This is a genomic window from Gemmiger sp. An194, assembly GCF_002160145.1.
Taxonomy (GTDB): Bacteria; Bacillota; Clostridia; order Oscillospirales; family Ruminococcaceae; genus Allofournierella.
The window spans coordinates 42,641-57,973 of sequence record NZ_NFKA01000002.1 but is presented as its reverse complement, the minus strand read 5'-3'; the positions used below and the strand labels follow the sequence as shown (position 1 = coordinate 57,973).

At 64.1% G+C, this 15,333-nt stretch carries 16 protein-coding genes; 9 read left to right on the top strand and 7 right to left on the bottom strand.

The features are described 5' to 3' along the window. Positions 1-20: 20 nt before the first annotated feature. From B5F28_RS01510 to B5F28_RS01495, 4 genes are all read right to left on the bottom strand, one after another. The gene (locus B5F28_RS01510; protein WP_087292552.1) at positions 21-1,001 is read right to left on the bottom strand and encodes a glycosyltransferase family 2 protein; all 981 of its coding nucleotides are present in this window, start codon (positions 999-1,001) and stop codon (positions 21-23) included. A 19-nt stretch (positions 1,002-1,020) separates the two neighbouring features. Beyond that, the gene (locus B5F28_RS01505) at positions 1,021-2,139 is read right to left on the bottom strand and encodes a glycosyltransferase family 1 protein (protein WP_087292957.1); all 1,119 of its coding nucleotides are present in this window, start codon (positions 2,137-2,139) and stop codon (positions 1,021-1,023) included. Positions 2,140-2,289: 150 nt separating this feature from the next. Next, the gene (locus tag B5F28_RS01500; protein WP_087292549.1) at positions 2,290-2,535 is read right to left on the bottom strand and encodes an IreB family regulatory phosphoprotein; all 246 of its coding nucleotides are present in this window, start codon (positions 2,533-2,535) and stop codon (positions 2,290-2,292) included. 128 nt (positions 2,536-2,663) lie between these two features. After that, positions 2,664-4,160 carry a hypothetical protein gene (locus B5F28_RS01495; protein ID WP_087292546.1) on the bottom strand — a complete coding sequence of 499 codons (1,497 nt, stop codon included), beginning with the start codon at positions 4,158-4,160 and terminating at the stop codon, positions 2,664-2,666. 189 nt (positions 4,161-4,349) lie between these two features. Between B5F28_RS01495 and B5F28_RS01490 the strand changes: the two genes are divergently transcribed. From B5F28_RS01490 to B5F28_RS01460, 7 genes are all read left to right on the top strand, one after another. Further along, a complete protein-coding gene (locus tag B5F28_RS01490) occupies positions 4,350-5,021 on the top strand; it encodes a response regulator transcription factor (RefSeq protein ID WP_247643372.1) in 672 nt (223 codons plus the stop codon). After that, positions 5,014-6,000, top strand: coding sequence for a sensor histidine kinase (locus tag B5F28_RS01485; RefSeq protein ID WP_087292543.1), 987 nt, complete (start codon positions 5,014-5,016; stop codon positions 5,998-6,000). The genes B5F28_RS01490 and B5F28_RS01485 overlap by 8 nt, the downstream gene beginning before the upstream one ends. A gap of 75 nt (positions 6,001-6,075) precedes the next feature. Next, complete coding sequence (locus B5F28_RS01480; protein ID WP_087292539.1) at positions 6,076-6,759, top strand: ABC transporter ATP-binding protein; 684 nt, start codon at positions 6,076-6,078, stop codon at positions 6,757-6,759. After that, positions 6,756-8,558 (top strand): ABC transporter permease, encoded by a 1,803-nt coding sequence (locus B5F28_RS01475; protein WP_087292536.1) that lies wholly within the window; start codon positions 6,756-6,758, stop codon positions 8,556-8,558. The genes B5F28_RS01480 and B5F28_RS01475 overlap by 4 nt, the downstream gene beginning before the upstream one ends. 80 nt (positions 8,559-8,638) lie before the next feature. Beyond that, positions 8,639-9,019, top strand: a complete 381-nt coding sequence (locus B5F28_RS01470; protein WP_087292533.1) for a holo-ACP synthase — start codon at positions 8,639-8,641, stop codon at positions 9,017-9,019. 114 nt (positions 9,020-9,133) lie between these two features. Continuing rightward, positions 9,134-9,484, top strand: coding sequence for a type II toxin-antitoxin system PemK/MazF family toxin (locus B5F28_RS01465; RefSeq protein ID WP_058962553.1), 351 nt, complete (start codon positions 9,134-9,136; stop codon positions 9,482-9,484). Positions 9,485-9,703: 219 nt separating this feature from the next. Beyond that, positions 9,704-11,584 carry a hypothetical protein gene (locus B5F28_RS01460; protein ID WP_087292530.1) on the top strand — a complete coding sequence of 627 codons (1,881 nt, stop codon included), beginning with the start codon at positions 9,704-9,706 and terminating at the stop codon, positions 11,582-11,584. 75 nt (positions 11,585-11,659) lie between these two features. Here the strand turns inward: B5F28_RS01460 and murC are convergent, their stop codons facing one another. Further along, the gene (gene murC, locus B5F28_RS01455) at positions 11,660-13,033 is read right to left on the bottom strand and encodes a UDP-N-acetylmuramate--L-alanine ligase (RefSeq protein ID WP_087292526.1); all 1,374 of its coding nucleotides are present in this window, start codon (positions 13,031-13,033) and stop codon (positions 11,660-11,662) included. A gap of 334 nt (positions 13,034-13,367) precedes the next feature. Between murC and B5F28_RS01450 the strand changes: the two genes are divergently transcribed. After that, positions 13,368-14,168, top strand: a complete 801-nt coding sequence (locus B5F28_RS01450) for an NAD(P)-dependent oxidoreductase (RefSeq protein ID WP_087292523.1) — start codon at positions 13,368-13,370, stop codon at positions 14,166-14,168. Continuing rightward, on the top strand, positions 14,165-14,740 hold the full coding sequence (locus tag B5F28_RS01445) for a dipicolinate synthase subunit B (protein WP_087292520.1): 576 nt from the start codon (positions 14,165-14,167) through the stop codon (positions 14,738-14,740). The genes B5F28_RS01450 and B5F28_RS01445 overlap by 4 nt, the downstream gene beginning before the upstream one ends. Here the strand turns inward: B5F28_RS01445 and B5F28_RS15235 are convergent. Both B5F28_RS15235 and B5F28_RS15230 read right to left on the bottom strand, forming a co-directional pair. Further along, a complete protein-coding gene (locus B5F28_RS15235) occupies positions 14,737-15,051 on the bottom strand; it encodes a 5-formyltetrahydrofolate cyclo-ligase (protein WP_087292517.1) in 315 nt (104 codons plus the stop codon). The two genes, B5F28_RS01445 and B5F28_RS15235, sit on opposite strands and share 4 nt — an antisense overlap. After that, positions 15,024-15,320 carry a 5-formyltetrahydrofolate cyclo-ligase gene (locus B5F28_RS15230; RefSeq protein ID WP_158097478.1) on the bottom strand — a complete coding sequence of 99 codons (297 nt, stop codon included), beginning with the start codon at positions 15,318-15,320 and terminating at the stop codon, positions 15,024-15,026. The genes B5F28_RS15235 and B5F28_RS15230 overlap by 28 nt, the downstream gene beginning before the upstream one ends. Positions 15,321-15,333: the final 13 nt, after the last annotated feature.

Genomic DNA, 15,333 nt, shown 5'->3' with positions numbered 1-15,333 from the left:
AAACCTCAGAACACGGCCGGTCAGCGCCGGTCGGTGAGCATCAGCCGGCACAGCCCGGCGTAGAATACGCCGCCCCAGCAGGAGAGCAGGGCAGCCAGCTTCATCGCGCGGGAAAGATGCGGGTTCTTCAGCGCCTTGCCAAGGCTTGCCCGGATCTCCTTTTTCAGCGAGCGGTGCTCGGCGGTAAAATCCTTCGCGTTTGCCTGGCGCAGGATCATGCTGTTCAGATAGAGCAGCTTCTCGTAATAGAAGGCCTCAGCCGATGCCTCCAGCGGGCCGCCGCGGGCGGTGTCCAGAATGGTGCGGGCCACGAAGATCTGGTCGGTGAGCACCCGGTCCTTCAGGGGCCGGTGGGTGGTGGAGGCCGCGTGCTGGCGGTAGTAGTAGCCGATGAAATCCGCAAAGGCCATGCCCCGGGCGTGCTGCAGAATGTTCCAGTTCAGATATAGATCCTCGTTGTAGACCACCGGGGAATAGAAGGGGATATTGTCGAACAGATGGCGGGCGTATAGCTTGTTGCACAGGCTGTATTCCACTCGCTTGTCGTGCATCAGGGCGTCCAGATGGGCCGGGCTCTCGAAGGTGAGGCAGTCGTCCGGGCAGGGGCCGGGCTCCGGCGGCGGGCCGAAAAAGGGAATGAACCGGCAGCAGCTCACCGGCAGATCGGTCTTGAGGCACTCGTCCAGCAGCAGCTGGAGCATCTCCGGGTGCAGCAGGTCGTCGCCGTCCACAAAGGCCAGGTATTCGCCCCGGCTGTGGGTCACGCCGGTGCCCCGGCCGCCGATGATGCCCAGGTTTTCCTGGTGGATGGTGCGAAAGCGGCTGTCCTTCGCGGCGTATTCGTCGCACACCTGGCCGGAGCCGTCCTGGCTGCCGTTGTCGATCATCAGCACCTCCAGATTGTGGTAGGTCTGGGCGGCGATGCTCTCCAGGCAGGGGCGCAGGTAATCGCCGGTGTTGTACACCAGTACCACCACCGAGACAAGGGGCGTTTGATTCATAAAAGCATCCTCCCGGGATTCAGTCGTTGGAATGGGCCAGGCCCAGATAGAAGTTGGTCAGCCAGTCGGCGGTCTGGCGGATGTCGTACCCCGCCGCGGCGATCTGCGCCCGGGGCGAAGATCGCACCGGGCGGTTCTGCACCGCCTGCTCCAGTGCGGTGTCCGCCCAATGCTCGTCGGAATCCTCCAGCGAAAGCTGGCGTACCAGCGGGGTCACGCACACCTCGCTGGTGATGGTGGAGGCGGCGGTGACCGGCAGGCCGGAGGCCTGGGCCTCGATCAGGGTCACCGGCAGACCCTCGTGCAGCGAGGGGAACAGAAAGCCGTCCATGCCCTGCAAAAGCCGGGGAACATCCTCCCGGCTGCCCAGAAAATGAACGCAGTCCGCAAGGCCCAGCCGGGCGGCCTTCTGGCGCATCTCGTCCAGCAGAGGGCCGGTGCCCGCCAGCAGCAGGGCGCTGTTTGGTGCTTTTTTGTGAAGCACGGAAAAGATATCCAGAATCCGGTCGTGGTTTTTCTGGGGGGTGAACCGGCCCACATGGCCGAACACCAGGCATTCGTCCGAAAGGCCGAACTCCTCCCGCACACTGGCGCGGGCCACCTCGCTCACCGCAAAGCGCTCCGGGTCGATGCCGTTGAGCACGATATGCGCCCGGGCCGACTCGGGGCCGAACATCCAGTCCGCCGCCGCTTTGGAGCAGGCGAACAGATGAGTGGCGTTGGGCAGTACCATTTTGCCGTAGTAGTCCTTGACCACCTGGAAGGCAAACCCGCCCTCGTTCTGGGTGTTGTGGCTGTGGGCAATGCGCACCGGGATGCCGGCCTTTTTGGCCTCGCGCATCACAAGGCCGCTGAATTTATCCATGTGGGAATGTACGATGGGGTAGCGGGGGCTTTCGGTGAGCACCCGGTCCAGCGCATGGGTGTAGACGAAGGGGCCCTTCTGAGTGATGAAGGGGATGCGGTGGATCACACCGCCCAGCGCCTCGATCTCGCTTTCGTACACGCCGGGAAAGGAGCTGATAAAATCGAACTGCACCGCATCTTGGTCGATGCAGCGGTACAGGTTCATAATCAGGCTTTCATACCCGCCGTGGGCCAGCCCCGCCACGCAGTGGAGCACACGCACAGCCGCCATAAAAAGCACCTCGCTTTGTGCGGGCAAAACAGATACCTGTTTTCGCCCGCAATAATACAGTCTATAGTATAACAAAAAGCCCGGGCTTTGCAAAGCCCGGGCACAAAGGAAAAACCGGCCCCGTGCGGCGCACGGAACCGGTTTGAAGGATCAGGGATTGATGTAGTTGCGAACCAGCGCCTGCAGCAGATCGTCGCGGTCCACGCGGCGGATCAGCGAGCGGGCGTTTTTGTAGGTGGTGATGTAGGTGGGGTCCTCGGAAAGGATATAGCCCACCAGCTGGTTGATGGGGTTGTACCCCTTTTCCTTCAGCGCGTCGTAGACCTCCTGCACAACGGCACGTATCTCCCGGTCACGGTCGTCATAAATGGAGAATACAGCGGTAGGATCAGACATAAAACGGCCCCCCTTTTTTGCAGAAATCAATTTAGATACAGTATACCCCATTTGGCCGTGGATTGCAAGGCTGACTGATGCAAAAGTGCAAAAATATGCGTGGGAATGTTGAAAATGCGCAGTGGTTTTCAGCCGATCCGGCAGAACAGACTGTAGGGCAGCAGCACACCGTCGTAGGTCTGGTATTCGGTGCACACCAGCTCGTAGTGCTCCTCCATGCCGGGCAGCGGGCCCTCCTCGCGGATCACGATGAAATCAAAATAGCCCTCTTCCACCATCTGGCGCACCGGCGCCTCCAGCTCCTGGTAGTTGGGCAGGTTGATGCGGCAGAAGAACCGGCAGGAGGGAGTGATGCCGCTGGAAAGATAGAACCCGCCGTCCAGAAAGCCGTAGTTCAAAAGGGACTGACCGCCCTCCTGCTGAATAATGGCAGCAAATTTGGTCTGCACCAGATCCTCCTTTTTCAGCTCCATGAAGGACACATTGGGGCTGAAGGCCAGGCACAATGCCAGGCTGAGGGCCAGCGCGGGCACAAAGCCGATTTGAACCACATTCCGGGGCAGCCGGGCGGGCAGCTTCTGCACCAGACTGCCCAGGCAGGCAAAGCCCAGCACGGCGTAGACCGAAAGAGGAAAGCCGTAATAGGGCCAGCCCATGGAACCGGCCCAAATGAAAAAGCCGGAAAAGAACACGAGGGCAAGCAGCGCCGCCTTGGCTGCGGGGTGCAGAACGCCGCGCCGGAGCACGAAGAACACGCCGCCAACAAGTGCCAGCACCGCCCACACCGGGTTGGCCAGCGCGGTACTGAGGCCGCTCATCACCAGATTGTACAGCGGGGTGCTCCAGTGGGTGGGGGTGGTGGCGTAGGAGGTGAGGTTTGCCCCGAAATAGGTCTGGAACAGGTCCGGCAGCGCGCCGCCCAGTGCATAGGGCAGCAGGATGGGCACCGAGATGACGGCCATTCCGCCCAGAAAAGCGCCGCAGGCGGCCAGTGCCCGGCCGAAGGACCGATGGCCGATCCAGATCAGAAAGGCAAAGCAGGCCATCCAGGCAAAGTGCAGCCCCAACAGGGTGAACTTGATCCAGAAGATGGCCCCGGCGGCAGCGCCGTTCAGTGCGAAGACCCAGAAAGACGGAAGCTGTTTGCCGGGCCCGAAGCAGGCCAGAAAGAAATACAGGGCAATGGCCAGCAGCGGCAGGCAGAATTCCTCGGCGCTGTCGCCCTGGGCAAAGGCGGGGCTGGCGTAAACGCAGGCGGCCAGCAGCGGCAGCGAAAAGAAGGTCCAGCCCCGGCCGCAGTACAAAAGCAGGCTGCGGGCGCTGGCATAGAGAAAAGCCCATCCGGCAAGTACCTCCAGCAGCCATACGCCGAAGAAGCTGGTGCTGCTCACCGCAGCCGCGGCCCAGTGCAGCAGATACAGCAGCGGGCCCTTGTGGTCCAGCAGGTCCCGGTAGGGCATCAGGCCCTGGTGCATCCCCCGCCCGATGGTGAAGTAGATGTTGGCGTCCACCCAGTCATTGGTGGCATAGAGCGGGCTGGAACGGGAGCAAACCGCCAGAACCGCAAACGAACATAAAAGGCAGAAAAGCGGCAGGGTGTACCGCCGCGTGAGCAGATTTTTCATAATGCCACCTCGGTGATATCAGTTGCGGCCTATCGCCCGAGCAGGCGCACAGCCGCGACTGTATTGTAGCATGGATGCCAGCCCCGGGCAAGCGGCCGGGCCGGGAAAGTGACAGTCCCGTCACCCGAAGCGGCGGATTTTCCGGTATAATTAAGGCAATACGAAAACAGAAAAGGGGGAAGGAAACGGATGAAACTTCTGCTTGTGGAGGACGAGGCGGCCATCGTACTGCCGCTGCAAAAGCTGCTGGAGCGCCAGGGTTGGCTTGTCACGGCTGCCGCCACGATGGCCGGGGCGCTGGCTGCCATGGAACGGGAAAGCTTCGACGCGGCGCTGGTGGATCTGGGCCTGCCGGACGGCAGCGGCGAAGAGGTCTGCTGTGCGCTGCGCCAGCGGGGCGATGCAGCCATTCTGATCCTCACCGCTCGGGCGGATGAGGGAAGTGTGGTCCGTGCGCTGGAAGGCGGCGCGGACGATTACATCATCAAGCCCTTCCGGGCCGGGGAGCTGATCAGCCGGGTGAAGGCGGTGCTGCGCCGCCGCAAGGGGCCGGAGCTGCTGTGCTTCGGCGGGCTCACGGTGGACCGGCGCAGCGCCCGGGTGTTTGTGGGCGAAGCCCAGATTCCCCTCACGGCGCAGGAATACCGGCTGCTGCTGGTGTTTCTTTCCAATCCCGGCCAGATTCTGGAGCGGGGCCAGCTGCTGCAGGCGCTGTGGGACCAGGAGGGCAATTTTGTGAACGACAACACCCTCACCGTCACCGTGAAGCGGCTGCGGGAAAAGCTGGCGGAGGGCTGCGGCTGGCACATTGCCACGGTGCGGGGCCTGGGCTACCGCTGGGAGGAGGAGCCGGATGCATAGCAGGGAGTTTTACCGGATGCTGGCGGTCATGCTGGCTCTGACGGCGGCTGCGGCCATCGGCCAGAGCCTTGTCTGGGGTGTGCCCGGCATGGTCGCCGCACTGCTTCTGGGCGGGGCGCTCACCGCCCTTGCCGTGGTATACACCCTGCGGCGGTACCGGCGCATTGGGCAGCTGTCGGAATATCTGGCTCAGGTCTACACCGGGGGCCAGCCGCCCCGGCTCAGCGGCCAGACCCCGGGGGAGCTGAGTGCCTTGCAGGACGATCTTTATAAAATCACCAGCATTCTGCAGCAACAGGCGGCGGCGCTGGAGGCGGACAAGCGCTTTCTGGCGGACAGCCTGAGTGACATCGCCCACCAGCTGCGCACGCCCCTTTCGGCCATTCTGCTGCAATGCGATTTCCTGCGGGAGGAGCTGCCGCCCGGGGAAGCGGAGGAGGGCCTTGCCCAGATCGAGACCCAGACCGGCCGCATTCGCTGGCTGGTGGAGGCGCTGCTGCGCCTTTCCCGGCTGGATGCGGGAGTGGTGCCCTTTGAAAAGAAGGAGCATCCCGCTCGGCAGGTGCTCCAGCGGGCGGCGGGCGGTCTGGCGGAGTTTTATTTAAAGCGCGGGGTGGAGCTGCAGGCGGATTGCCCGGAGGGGCTTTTCTGCGTCTGCGACCTGGAATGGACCGCCGAGGCGTTGGCGAACCTTTTAAAAAACGCCGCCGAGCACACCCCGCCCGGTGGCCGGGTGCGGGTTGAGTGCAGCTGCCAGGCGCTGTATTTTGAATTCCGGGTGCAGAATGAGGGCTCGGCCATTCCGGAGGAGGAGCTGCCCCGGTTGTTCGAGCGGTTCTGGCGGGGTGCCTCGGCCAGCCCGGGCAGCGTGGGCATCGGTCTGCCGCTGGCCCGCAGCATCGCCCGAGGTCAGCAGGGGGACGTGACCGCCGAAAACACCCCGGAGGGCCCGCTTTTTCGGCTGCGGCTGTTCCGGTGACGAAACCGTCAGCGGGCCGTCACCGGCCTGTCACCGGGGCGGGGTATTCTTTGGGCAGGAAAGGAGGTGGTCCGCTTGCCGTTTCTGGAAGTGGAACATCTGACAAAGATCTATGGGACCGGGGCAAATCAGGTAAAAGCCCTGGACGATGTGAGTTTTACCGTGGAGAAGGGCCAGTTCGTGGCCATTGTGGGGCCGTCCGGATCGGGCAAATCCACCCTGATGCACCTGCTGGGTGGGGTGGACCGGCCCACCGGCGGCACGGTGCGGCTGAGCGGCATGGACCTGGCAAACCAGCCGGACGAAACGCTGGCGGTTTTCCGCCGCCGCCAGATCGGGCTGGTGTATCAGTTCTATAACCTGATCCCGCTGCTCACCGTAAAGGAAAACCTGCTGCTGCCCCTGCTGCTGGACGGCCGCCGCCCGGCGCCGGGCCAGCTGGAGGGCATCGTGGAGCAGCTGGGCATTGAGGGCAAGCTGGATGCCTTCCCGGACCAGCTGTCCGGCGGGCAGCAGCAGCGGGTGAGCCTGGGGCGGGCGCTGATCACCCGGCCCGCCCTGCTGCTGGCGGACGAGCCCACCGGCAATCTGGACGGAGCCAACACCGCCCAGGTAATGGAGCTGCTGCGGGCCATCCACAAGGGGACCGGCCAGACCATTCTGATGATCACCCACGACCGGGAGCTGGCCCAGCAGGCCCAGCGGGTGCTGGTGATCGGAGACGGCCGCCTGCAGAGAGACGAGGTGATCCGTCCATGAGAGCCATCTGGTCGGTCACGGTGCGCCAGCTGCTGCGGGGAAAGGCGAGCACCGGGTTTGCCTTTCTGAGCGTGCTGCTCAGCGCGGTGCTGTTAAGCGCAGTGCTGCTGGGGGGCGATTCCCTGGTGTACACCCTGAATGTGAAATATTACAGCGAGTTCGCACTGGTTGCGATGGCGGCGGTGAAGCTGCTGCTGTGCGTGTTGCTGGCGGGTACCGCGCTGATGATCCGGGGCGGGTTCTGGCTCTCGCTGGAGCGGCGTACCCGGATGCTGGGCCAGCTGGCCAGCGTGGGGGCCACCCCGGCCCAGCTGCGGGCCAGCGTGCTGCTGGAGGCGGCCCTGCTGGGTGTGGTGGCCATTCCGCTGGGAATGCTTTTCGCGATGTTAGGTCTGCAGGTGGGGTTCTTTGCCATGAACCAGACCCAGGGCATCCAGACCATCACCAACGGGCAGGGCATCCGAATGGCGGTTCAGGCAGATCGTCTGGCGGCCGCGGCGCTCTGGTGTGCGCTGGCGCTGCTGCTGGCCGCCTGGGGCCCCGCCCGGCGGGCGGCACGGCTTTCCCCCATGCAGGCCATGCGGCCCCAGCTGCAAAATGTGCCCAAACAAAAGGAAAAACATGCCCCGGCCAGTGCGGTGCGCCTGCTGGCAAAGCGGGCCCGGCAGCGGACGCCCGGCCGGTACCGGGTGCTGAGCCTGGGCCTTGCGGTGAGCGCTGCGCTGATCCTGATGGCCTTCACCTTCAACCGGGCGCTGATCCGTAACTACGACGTGAGCCACGCGCCCTTTTCCTACCGGGTCTACCTCTGGGGAGACCAGAGCGGCCAGTATCCCGAAGAGCTGCTGCGGGAGGTGGCCGAAGCGGTTCCGGATAAGCCCGGCACGGTGACCGAGCTGATGGAAAAGTTTTACGGGGTGCGGGAAGAGCGGATGCTCAACACTCTCCAGATCGTGCTGGAGGACGAGGATTTTGAAAGCTGGTACGGCCAGCCGCTGGCCGGTGAAGAGGGCATGGTTCCGGTGGTCTGGGCGAAAGCGGCTTCCGATCTTTCTCCGGAGGAGCTGGGCGAGGAAACGCTGCTTTGGAAATATGCCGGACCGCAAATGGTGGTGGCCGGAACCAGTGACGCACCGCTGCCCGGCGGAATCAGGCAAAAGGGCGCGGAGGACGACCGGTTCACGCTGGTGCTGGTTACCAGCCGCAGCGCCTTTGAAGCCAGCGGCATCTCCTTCGGGCAGGGGGAGGTTCGCAGCTATGCGGTCTATTGGGATGTCCGCGACGGTCGGGAGATTACCCGGGCGGTGGAGCCGATTCTGGCCGGGCGTGGGCTTCAGTATGAGCTTCAGGACTACACTCCCACCGGACAGACCGTTTTGCTGGGCAGCGGGGTGCGCATTCTGCTCACGGTGTTCTGCGGCGGCTTTGCGGCGGTGGTGCTGCTCACCAGCACGGCCAACATCTTGAGCACCGTCAGCAGCGGCATGCTGCAGCGGCGGCGGGAACTGTCGCTGCTGCTGTCTGCGGGCATGAGCCGCCGCCAGCTGGCCCGTATGCTGGCCTGGGAGTGTCTGGGTTATGGCATTCGGGGAATGGTGTGGGGAGTTCCGGCGGGCCTCGTCCTCGCCTGGCTTCTGACGGACCGGGTGCTGGATATCCCGCTGCTTCGCTCCCTCAGCCCGGCGGCGCTGCTCACCCCGGTGGTCTGCGTGGGAGCGGTGAGCGCTTTGGCGCTGCTGGTCTCGCTGCGCATGCTGCGCCGGTTTTCCATTTTGGAGGGCCTGGCCCAGCGGGACTGACCGCTTGCGCCCCGCCCGGCGGTTCCGTATAATAAAAAGCGAGAAACGGCCCCGGCGGGGCAAGCGAGGGGGAACAGCCAATGATCTACGGCATCGGCACCGATCTGGTGCGCACCGACCGAATGGAAAAAAGCCTGGCCAGCCCGGCCTTTCTGCGGCGGGTGTTCGGCGAGGAGGAGCGGGCCTTTCTGCTGAGCCTCTCTCCCCGCAAGCAGCCGGAAAGCGCCGGCGCGAACTTTGCCGCCAAGGAGGCCTTTTTAAAGGCCTGCGGCACCGGCATCGGCGGCTTCGCCCTTTGTGAGATCCAGGTGCTGCGCGCTGAAAGCGGCGCGCCCTATTACGCCCTTACCGGGCAGGCGGCGGCATGGCTGAAAGAAAACCGGCTCACCGCCCACCTGAGTCTGAGCCACGACGGCGGTCTTGCCCAGGCCTTCACGATTCTGGAGCAAACCAGCGATTAAGCGCCGGGCAAGGCGGGCATACTACCACCAGAACACATCCAAACAGCCCCGCAGCGGCGGGGGCACATAGGCGTGCGCCGTGCTTCGGGGCGGATCACTGGAGGGAGTATGACCATGGAAGTGCATAGAGGCGAAGTGTTTTACGCGGACCTGAGCCCGGTGGTGGGCTCGGAGCAGGGCGGAATCCGCCCGGTGCTGATTCTGCAGAACGATGTGGGCAACCGCCACAGCCCCACCGTGATTGCGGCGGCCATTACATCAAAGCAGGACAAAACCCATCTGCCCACCCACATCGGCCTGCAGGCCCAGACCTGCGGCCTGACCCGCAACAGCATTGTTCTGCTGGAGCAGATCCGCACGCTGGACAAGCGCCGTCTGCGGGAAAAGGCGGGTCGTCTGAGCGAGAGCGACCAGCGCCGGGTGGACCAGGCCCTGGGCATCAGCGTGGGGCTTGTGAGCATGTGAACCACAAAATAACGAAGAACGCCGTTCCGGTAAAATCCGGGGCGGCGTTCTTCGTTGCCTGTGGAATTGCCGCTCGCTTCGTGGTATGATAAAGGCAACACCGCACAATTCACGCCTGTCGGCTCAGGCGGCGTATCACGCCAAAATTTCCGGCGCGCTCCACCACCTGAAATTGTGCGATGTTGCCTAAAACAAAAACGCACGGGAAGTGAGAAGCAAGTGATTTATCTGTATTGGGTGGCGGTGTTTGTGGTCATCGCTCTGGCGTTGGCGGTCCAGTTCGGCCGCAGGCTGGAGCAGACCTTCGCCCCGGCTCTGTTCATCGGCATTCTTGTGATGTATCTGTTCGGGCTGGCGGGCCCGCTTCTGTGGAGCCTTGGGGCAGTGAGCCTTCTGGGCGGCGCGGCTGGTGTCTGGCTGGTGGTGCAGGCGGTGCGCCGCAAACAGCTGTTTGTGCACCGGTGGCTGACCCCCGGCGCGGTGGTGCTGGTGGGCATGGTGTTTTTCATTGCCTGGATGCAGTCGGGGCGGCTGGCCATCGGCAACGATGAATTCAGCCACTGGGCCTATACCGTCAAGATCATGACCAATCACGACCAGCTCAGTGTCTGGCATGCGTCGGAGGCGGGCTTCGGGGAATATCCCCCGGCGCTGGCCCTGCTGGAATACCTGTTCGTCCGCCTGCCCCCCGGCTTCACCGAGGGCTATCTCTACCGGGCCATGATGCTGTTCCAGGTGAGCCTGCTTTTGCCGGTGCTGTCCCGGTTTGGCTGGAAGCGGCTGGGCGGTGCGCTGGCGGGCTTTGCGGGCGTGTTCCTGCTGCCTCTGGCCTTTTACGGACAGTTTTACAGCGATCTGTGTGTGGACGGCACCCTGGCGCTGCTGTTTGCCTATCTGCTGTACGCCTGGCTGAGTACCCGGCGGCTGCAGGGCTTTGTGACCCTGCAGCTGAGCCTGGGCACTGCGGTGCTGGTGCTCACCAAGGAGAGCGGCGTGATCTTCGCGCTGGCGGCTCTGGGCTTTGTGGCCTGGGACGGCCTGCGCCTGGCCCGGGCGGGCGGTCAGCCCGGCGCGGTGCGTCAGTGTGCGGTGCAGCTGGCCTTCCCGGCGGCTGCTCTGGTACTGGCCCGGCTGAGCTGGGGCATCGTGGTGGCCATGCAGGGCCTCACCGCGGGCGGCAGCGGCAACACGCTGGAACGGCTGCTTGCCCTGGCAGGCCCCTGGCCGGAAAAGTGGACCCTGACCCTGTCGGCATTCCTGGAGCATCTGTTCCTGCCGGTAAAAAATGAAAGTGTGCTGCCCCTTTCCCCGGTGGCCTGGCTGGTACTGGGGCTTACGGTGGTCTGGGCGCTGCGGCGGGTACTGCCCCGGCTGGAACCCAGTCTGCGGCGGCTGAGCCTGGGGCTCGCGGCCGGCTTTGCGGTGTACAGCATCGGGCTTTTGTATCTGTACTTCTTCCAGTTCTCGGACTACGAGGCCACTCGGGTGGCCAGCCTGGAGCGGTATCTGGGCAGCTGGCTGCTGGCGGTGGTGCTGCTGGCGGCGTATCTGGCGCTGGGTGCCTGGGGCCGGGCCGAGGGCAAGCGGCTGCTGGGCCCGGGCTGCGTGCTGGCGGCGGCGCTGCTGGTGATGCCCGGCACCAGCGCTGAGATCCAGCGTCTGGTGGCCCCGGCCAAGGGCGCGGCCCAGGAACAGCAGCAGCGGGCGGCTTACTTTACCCCGCAATCCTTCCCGATGGAATGGGGCGAGAACGACAAGCTGTATTTTGTGGCGGAGGACACCGCCTCCTACGAGGTGCTCTGCGCCCACTACAGCTTCTATCCCCAGGCCATCGATTCCTCCGCCGGTTATAACTTCAACACCGAAGGGGACTGGGCCGCCTGGGCCAATGAGGTGAGTGCCGAGCAGTGGGCCGAGACCCTGACCGACGAGGGCTATACCTACGTGTATCTGTACCAGATCAGCCCCTCCTTTGCGGGCAAATACAGCGAGCTGTTTGCTGACCCGACCGACATTGTGGGCGGCGCGCTCTACGCAGTGCAGACCGCAGAGGACGGCGTGCAGCTGGCCCGGGTCTGGCCCGCCCTGGCCGAGGGCTGAGCCTGACCGAAGAATAAAACAAAAAATGCCCGGAACATCGCAGGATGTTCCGGGCGTTTTTGTTTTGCAAAGAAATTATTCCAGCATCATGTGAGCGGCCTTGTAGATGTCGCCGCAGCCCATGGTGATCACGAAATCACCGGGCTGTGCGTGCTCCTTCACGTAGTCGGCGGCCTCCTTCAGACCGGCAACCACCACGCTGCCGGGGATCTTGGCGGCCAGGTCCTCGCTCTTCACGCTGCCGTCGTCCACCTCGCGGCTGCCCATGATGGGGGTCAGTACCACATGATCGGTGTCCGCCAGAACCTGGGCGAAATCATCCAGCAGCTCGCGGGTGCGGCTGTAGGTGAAGGGCTGATGCACCGCCCATACCTTGTTGTAGCCCAACGCGTGGGCGGTCTTCAGGGTGGCGGCGATCTCGGTGGGATGGTGGGCGTAGTCGTCCGCCACGGTCACGCCGTTGAACTCACCCAGGATCTCGAACCGGCGGCCCGCACCCTTGAAGCTCTCGGAGGCAGCGGCGGCGTCCTCGCCGGTCAGGCCAACGGTGAAGCAGCAGGCGGTCATGGCCAGCGCGTTGTAGATGTTGTGGTAACCGGGGGCGCTCAGCTTCAGGTGGGCCACCGGGTAGCCCCACTCCAGCACATCGAACTCATAGAAGCCGGGCTTATGCTCGCGGATGTTCACCGCCTGGTAGTCTGCCTCCGCTTGAATGCCGAAGGTGCGCACGGTGCGATCCAGGCTGTTGATCACCTGCACCACGTTGGTATCGTCCGCATTGGCCACGATGGTGTGGCGGGCCATCAGGGCGAACTTCTTGAAGGCAAACTTCAACTGGCCCATGGTGCCGTAGTAGTCCAGATGGTCGTTGTCGATGTTCAGCAGCACCGCAATGTCCGGCGTGAGGTGCAAAAAGGTCTCGGCGAACTCACAGGCCTCGATCACAATGGTGTTGCCGCTGCCGTTCTTGCCGTAACCGCCGATCAGGGGCAGCTTGCCGCCGATCACCGCGGCAGGGTCCTGCCCGGCCAGTTCCAGCAGGCTGGTGATCATGGAGGTGGCAGTGGTCTTGCCGTGGGTGCCCGCCACGCAGATGCTGCGGGGGTACAGCCGGCTCACATAGCCCAGCAGGACGCTGCGCTCCAGCATGGGAATGCCCCGGGCATCCGCCTCCCGCAGCTCGGGGTTGTCCTTGTGAATGGCGGCGGAATACACGATCATATCCGCGCCCAGCACGTTTTTGGCGTCGTGCCCCATGAACACCTCGATGCCCATGGCCCGCTCCGAGTCGATGATGCTGCCCTCGTTCACATCACTTCCGGTGATGGTATAGCCCCGGGCATGCAGGATCTGCACCAGCGGATACATACCGCTGCCGCCGATGCCGATGAAATGGAGGCGCTTTACGCCGTCCAGCAAGTTGGAATTAAAGCCGCTCAGGAAGTTCATTATGGTCCACCTCTCCTTAGCATGATGGTATCCCGAAAAAAGGGTCCCGGCGGCCCGGGGGAGCCGCCGCACATGTGCCCGGCACGCAAAACGCGCCGAATATGGATTTCTGTAGCTATCATTATATAATTTTTGCTCCACAAAATAAACACTTTAAGGGCATTTTTTGGGATGTGTTCGATGAATTTTTCCGTTTTGGCGAAAAACGAACCGTTTTTTTTACCAAAATGCCAAGGCAAAGTGAGGCCGCACACTTGCAGCCGGGCAGGCATAGCATGGGCAAAAGCAGCGCGGTCTTTGGCCGCGCATCCACACAAAAGGGGGAGCGCAAACGATGGCAAACGAAAAGAAAACGGTGTTTGCCGTGCTGGGTACGGATGCCCGCCAGCGGGCCGCGGCGGACCGCCTGCGCCAGCAGGGCTGGCAGGTGGTGGGGCGGGAACGGCTGGCGACGGCGGATGTGATCCTGCTGCCCATGCCGCTGAGCGGTGAGAGCGAGGAGCTGGTCCGGCTGCTGGCAGGGGCAAAGCCCGGCGCGAGAGCCTATGGCGGCAGGGTGAGCCCGGCTGCCCGGCAGGCTGCCGAAGGGGCGGGGGTGCCGCTGGGGGATTATCTGGAGCGGGAGGAGCTGGCAGTGCTGAACGCGGTGCCCACTGCCGAGGGCTGCATCGCCCTGCTGCTGCAGAACCGTACCCGCACGCTCTGGAACAGCCCGGTGCTGGTGCTGGGCTACGGCCGGTGCGGCGCGGCGCTGGCGGTGCGGCTGGCGGCACTGGGGGTCAGGGTCACGGTGGCGGCCCGCAGCCCCGGCCAGCGAGCCCAGGCCGAAAGTCAGGGCCTGACTGCCTGCGGGCTGGAACAGCTGGAGCAGCTGCTGCCCGGCTTTGAGACGGTGGTGAACACCATCCCGGCGCCGGTATTGGAACGGCGGGAGCTGGCGGCACTGGCACCGGGCAGTCTGGTGATCGATTTGGCCAGCCTGCCCGGCGGGGTGGATCTGGAGGCGGCGGAGGCGCTGGGGCTCCGGGCCATCCGGGCGCTGAGCCTGCCGGCTCGCTGTGCGCCGGTGACTGCCGGGGAATTTGTGGCCGACACGGTGCTGGCCATGCTGCGTGAGGAGGGAGTGTGCGTATGAACGAAAAAACTGTGGTGTGGGCGCTGTGCGGCAGCTTCTGCACCTTCGAGAGCATCTTGCCGCGCATGGAGGAGCTGGTGAAAAGCGGAGTGCGGGTGCTGCCGCTGATGAGCTTCAATGCTGCCGGGCTGGATACCCGATTCGGCGCGGCGGCAGACTGGAAACGGCGGCTGGAGCAGCTGTGCGGCATGCCGCCCATCGAGACCCTGCAGGGCGCCGAGCCGCTGGGGCCGAAAAACATGGCCCAGGCGATGGTCATTGCCCCCTGCACCGGCAACACTCTGGCCAAGCTGGCCCACGGCATCAGCGACACGCCGGTCACTCTGGGGGCAAAAAGCATGCTGCGCAGCGGCAGGCCGGTGGTCATCGCCCTTTCCACCAACGACGGGCTGGCGGCCAGCTTTGCCAACCTGGCGGCGCTGACCAACCGCAAACATTATTATATAGTGCCCTTTGCCCAGGACGATTACCTGAAAAAGCCCAGCAGCCTGCAAAGTGATTTTTCCCTGATCGGCGACACGCTGGAATCCGCCCTGCGGGGCCGTCAGCTGGGGCCGATGCTGAATATTTAGCCTTCCAAGAGAAAGCCCTGCTCGGTGAGCACAAGGTCTGCCCGGCGGTCGTGGGATTCGGCGGGCAGGTCGTTTTGTACCAGTGCGGCAGGGCAGAGCAGCACCGCCGGGCAGCGGCAGCGGGGCAGAAAACGGTCGTAGTAGCCGCCGCCCTGGCCCAGTCGCCGTCCGTCGGGAGCGGCCATCAGGCAGGGAGCGATCACCAGGTCCAGCCGTCCGGGGTCAAGGGCGGGCAGATCGGGTGCGGGCTCCAGCAGGCCGAAGCGGGCGGGAGCCAGTTGGTTCAGGCTGGTGATGGGCACCGCCTCCATGAAGCCCTCCGGCCCGGTGCGGGCACGCAAAGGGTCTTGCCCTGGGCCAGCGCCAACTCCAGCAGCGGCCGGGTGGAGGGCTCGCGGGCGGTGCTCACAAAGCAGAACACCGACCCGGCCTGCTGCCATAATTCACGTTTCGTCAGATATTCAGCCATGGCACGGCCCCAGGAGGCGGTCTGCTCAGGGTCTGCCTGGCCCAGAACAGACCGGGCCCGGGCGCGCAGGGCGGCCTTGCGGGCGGTGATGGGATCGGAATGATATTCCATAAAAAGGAAGCCT

Excerpts from the sequence above, each read along its gene's own strand:
- B5F28_RS01510 (WP_087292552.1), bottom strand. The coding sequence starts at position 1,001 with ATGAATCAAACGCCCCTTGTCTCGGTGGTGGTACTGGTGTACAACACC.
- B5F28_RS01505 (WP_087292957.1), bottom strand. The coding sequence starts at position 2,139 with ATGGCGGCTGTGCGTGTGCTCCACTGCGTGGCGGGGCTGGCCCACGGC.
- B5F28_RS01500 (WP_087292549.1), bottom strand. The coding sequence starts at position 2,535 with ATGTCTGATCCTACCGCTGTATTCTCCATTTATGACGACCGTGACCGG.
- B5F28_RS01495 (WP_087292546.1), bottom strand. The coding sequence starts at position 4,160 with ATGAAAAATCTGCTCACGCGGCGGTACACCCTGCCGCTTTTCTGCCTT.
- B5F28_RS01490 (WP_247643372.1), top strand. The coding sequence starts at position 4,350 with ATGAAACTTCTGCTTGTGGAGGACGAGGCGGCCATCGTACTGCCGCTG.
- B5F28_RS01485 (WP_087292543.1), top strand. The coding sequence starts at position 5,014 with ATGCATAGCAGGGAGTTTTACCGGATGCTGGCGGTCATGCTGGCTCTG.
- B5F28_RS01475 (WP_087292536.1), top strand. The coding sequence starts at position 6,756 with ATGAGAGCCATCTGGTCGGTCACGGTGCGCCAGCTGCTGCGGGGAAAG.
- B5F28_RS01470 (WP_087292533.1), top strand. The coding sequence starts at position 8,639 with ATGATCTACGGCATCGGCACCGATCTGGTGCGCACCGACCGAATGGAA.
- B5F28_RS01465 (WP_058962553.1), top strand. The coding sequence starts at position 9,134 with ATGGAAGTGCATAGAGGCGAAGTGTTTTACGCGGACCTGAGCCCGGTG.
- murC (WP_087292526.1), bottom strand. The coding sequence starts at position 13,033 with ATGAACTTCCTGAGCGGCTTTAATTCCAACTTGCTGGACGGCGTAAAG.
- B5F28_RS01450 (WP_087292523.1), top strand. The coding sequence starts at position 13,368 with ATGGCAAACGAAAAGAAAACGGTGTTTGCCGTGCTGGGTACGGATGCC.
- B5F28_RS01445 (WP_087292520.1), top strand. The coding sequence starts at position 14,165 with ATGAACGAAAAAACTGTGGTGTGGGCGCTGTGCGGCAGCTTCTGCACC.
- B5F28_RS15235 (WP_087292517.1), bottom strand. The coding sequence starts at position 15,051 with ATGGAGGCGGTGCCCATCACCAGCCTGAACCAACTGGCTCCCGCCCGC.
- B5F28_RS15230 (WP_158097478.1), bottom strand. The coding sequence starts at position 15,320 with ATGGAATATCATTCCGATCCCATCACCGCCCGCAAGGCCGCCCTGCGC.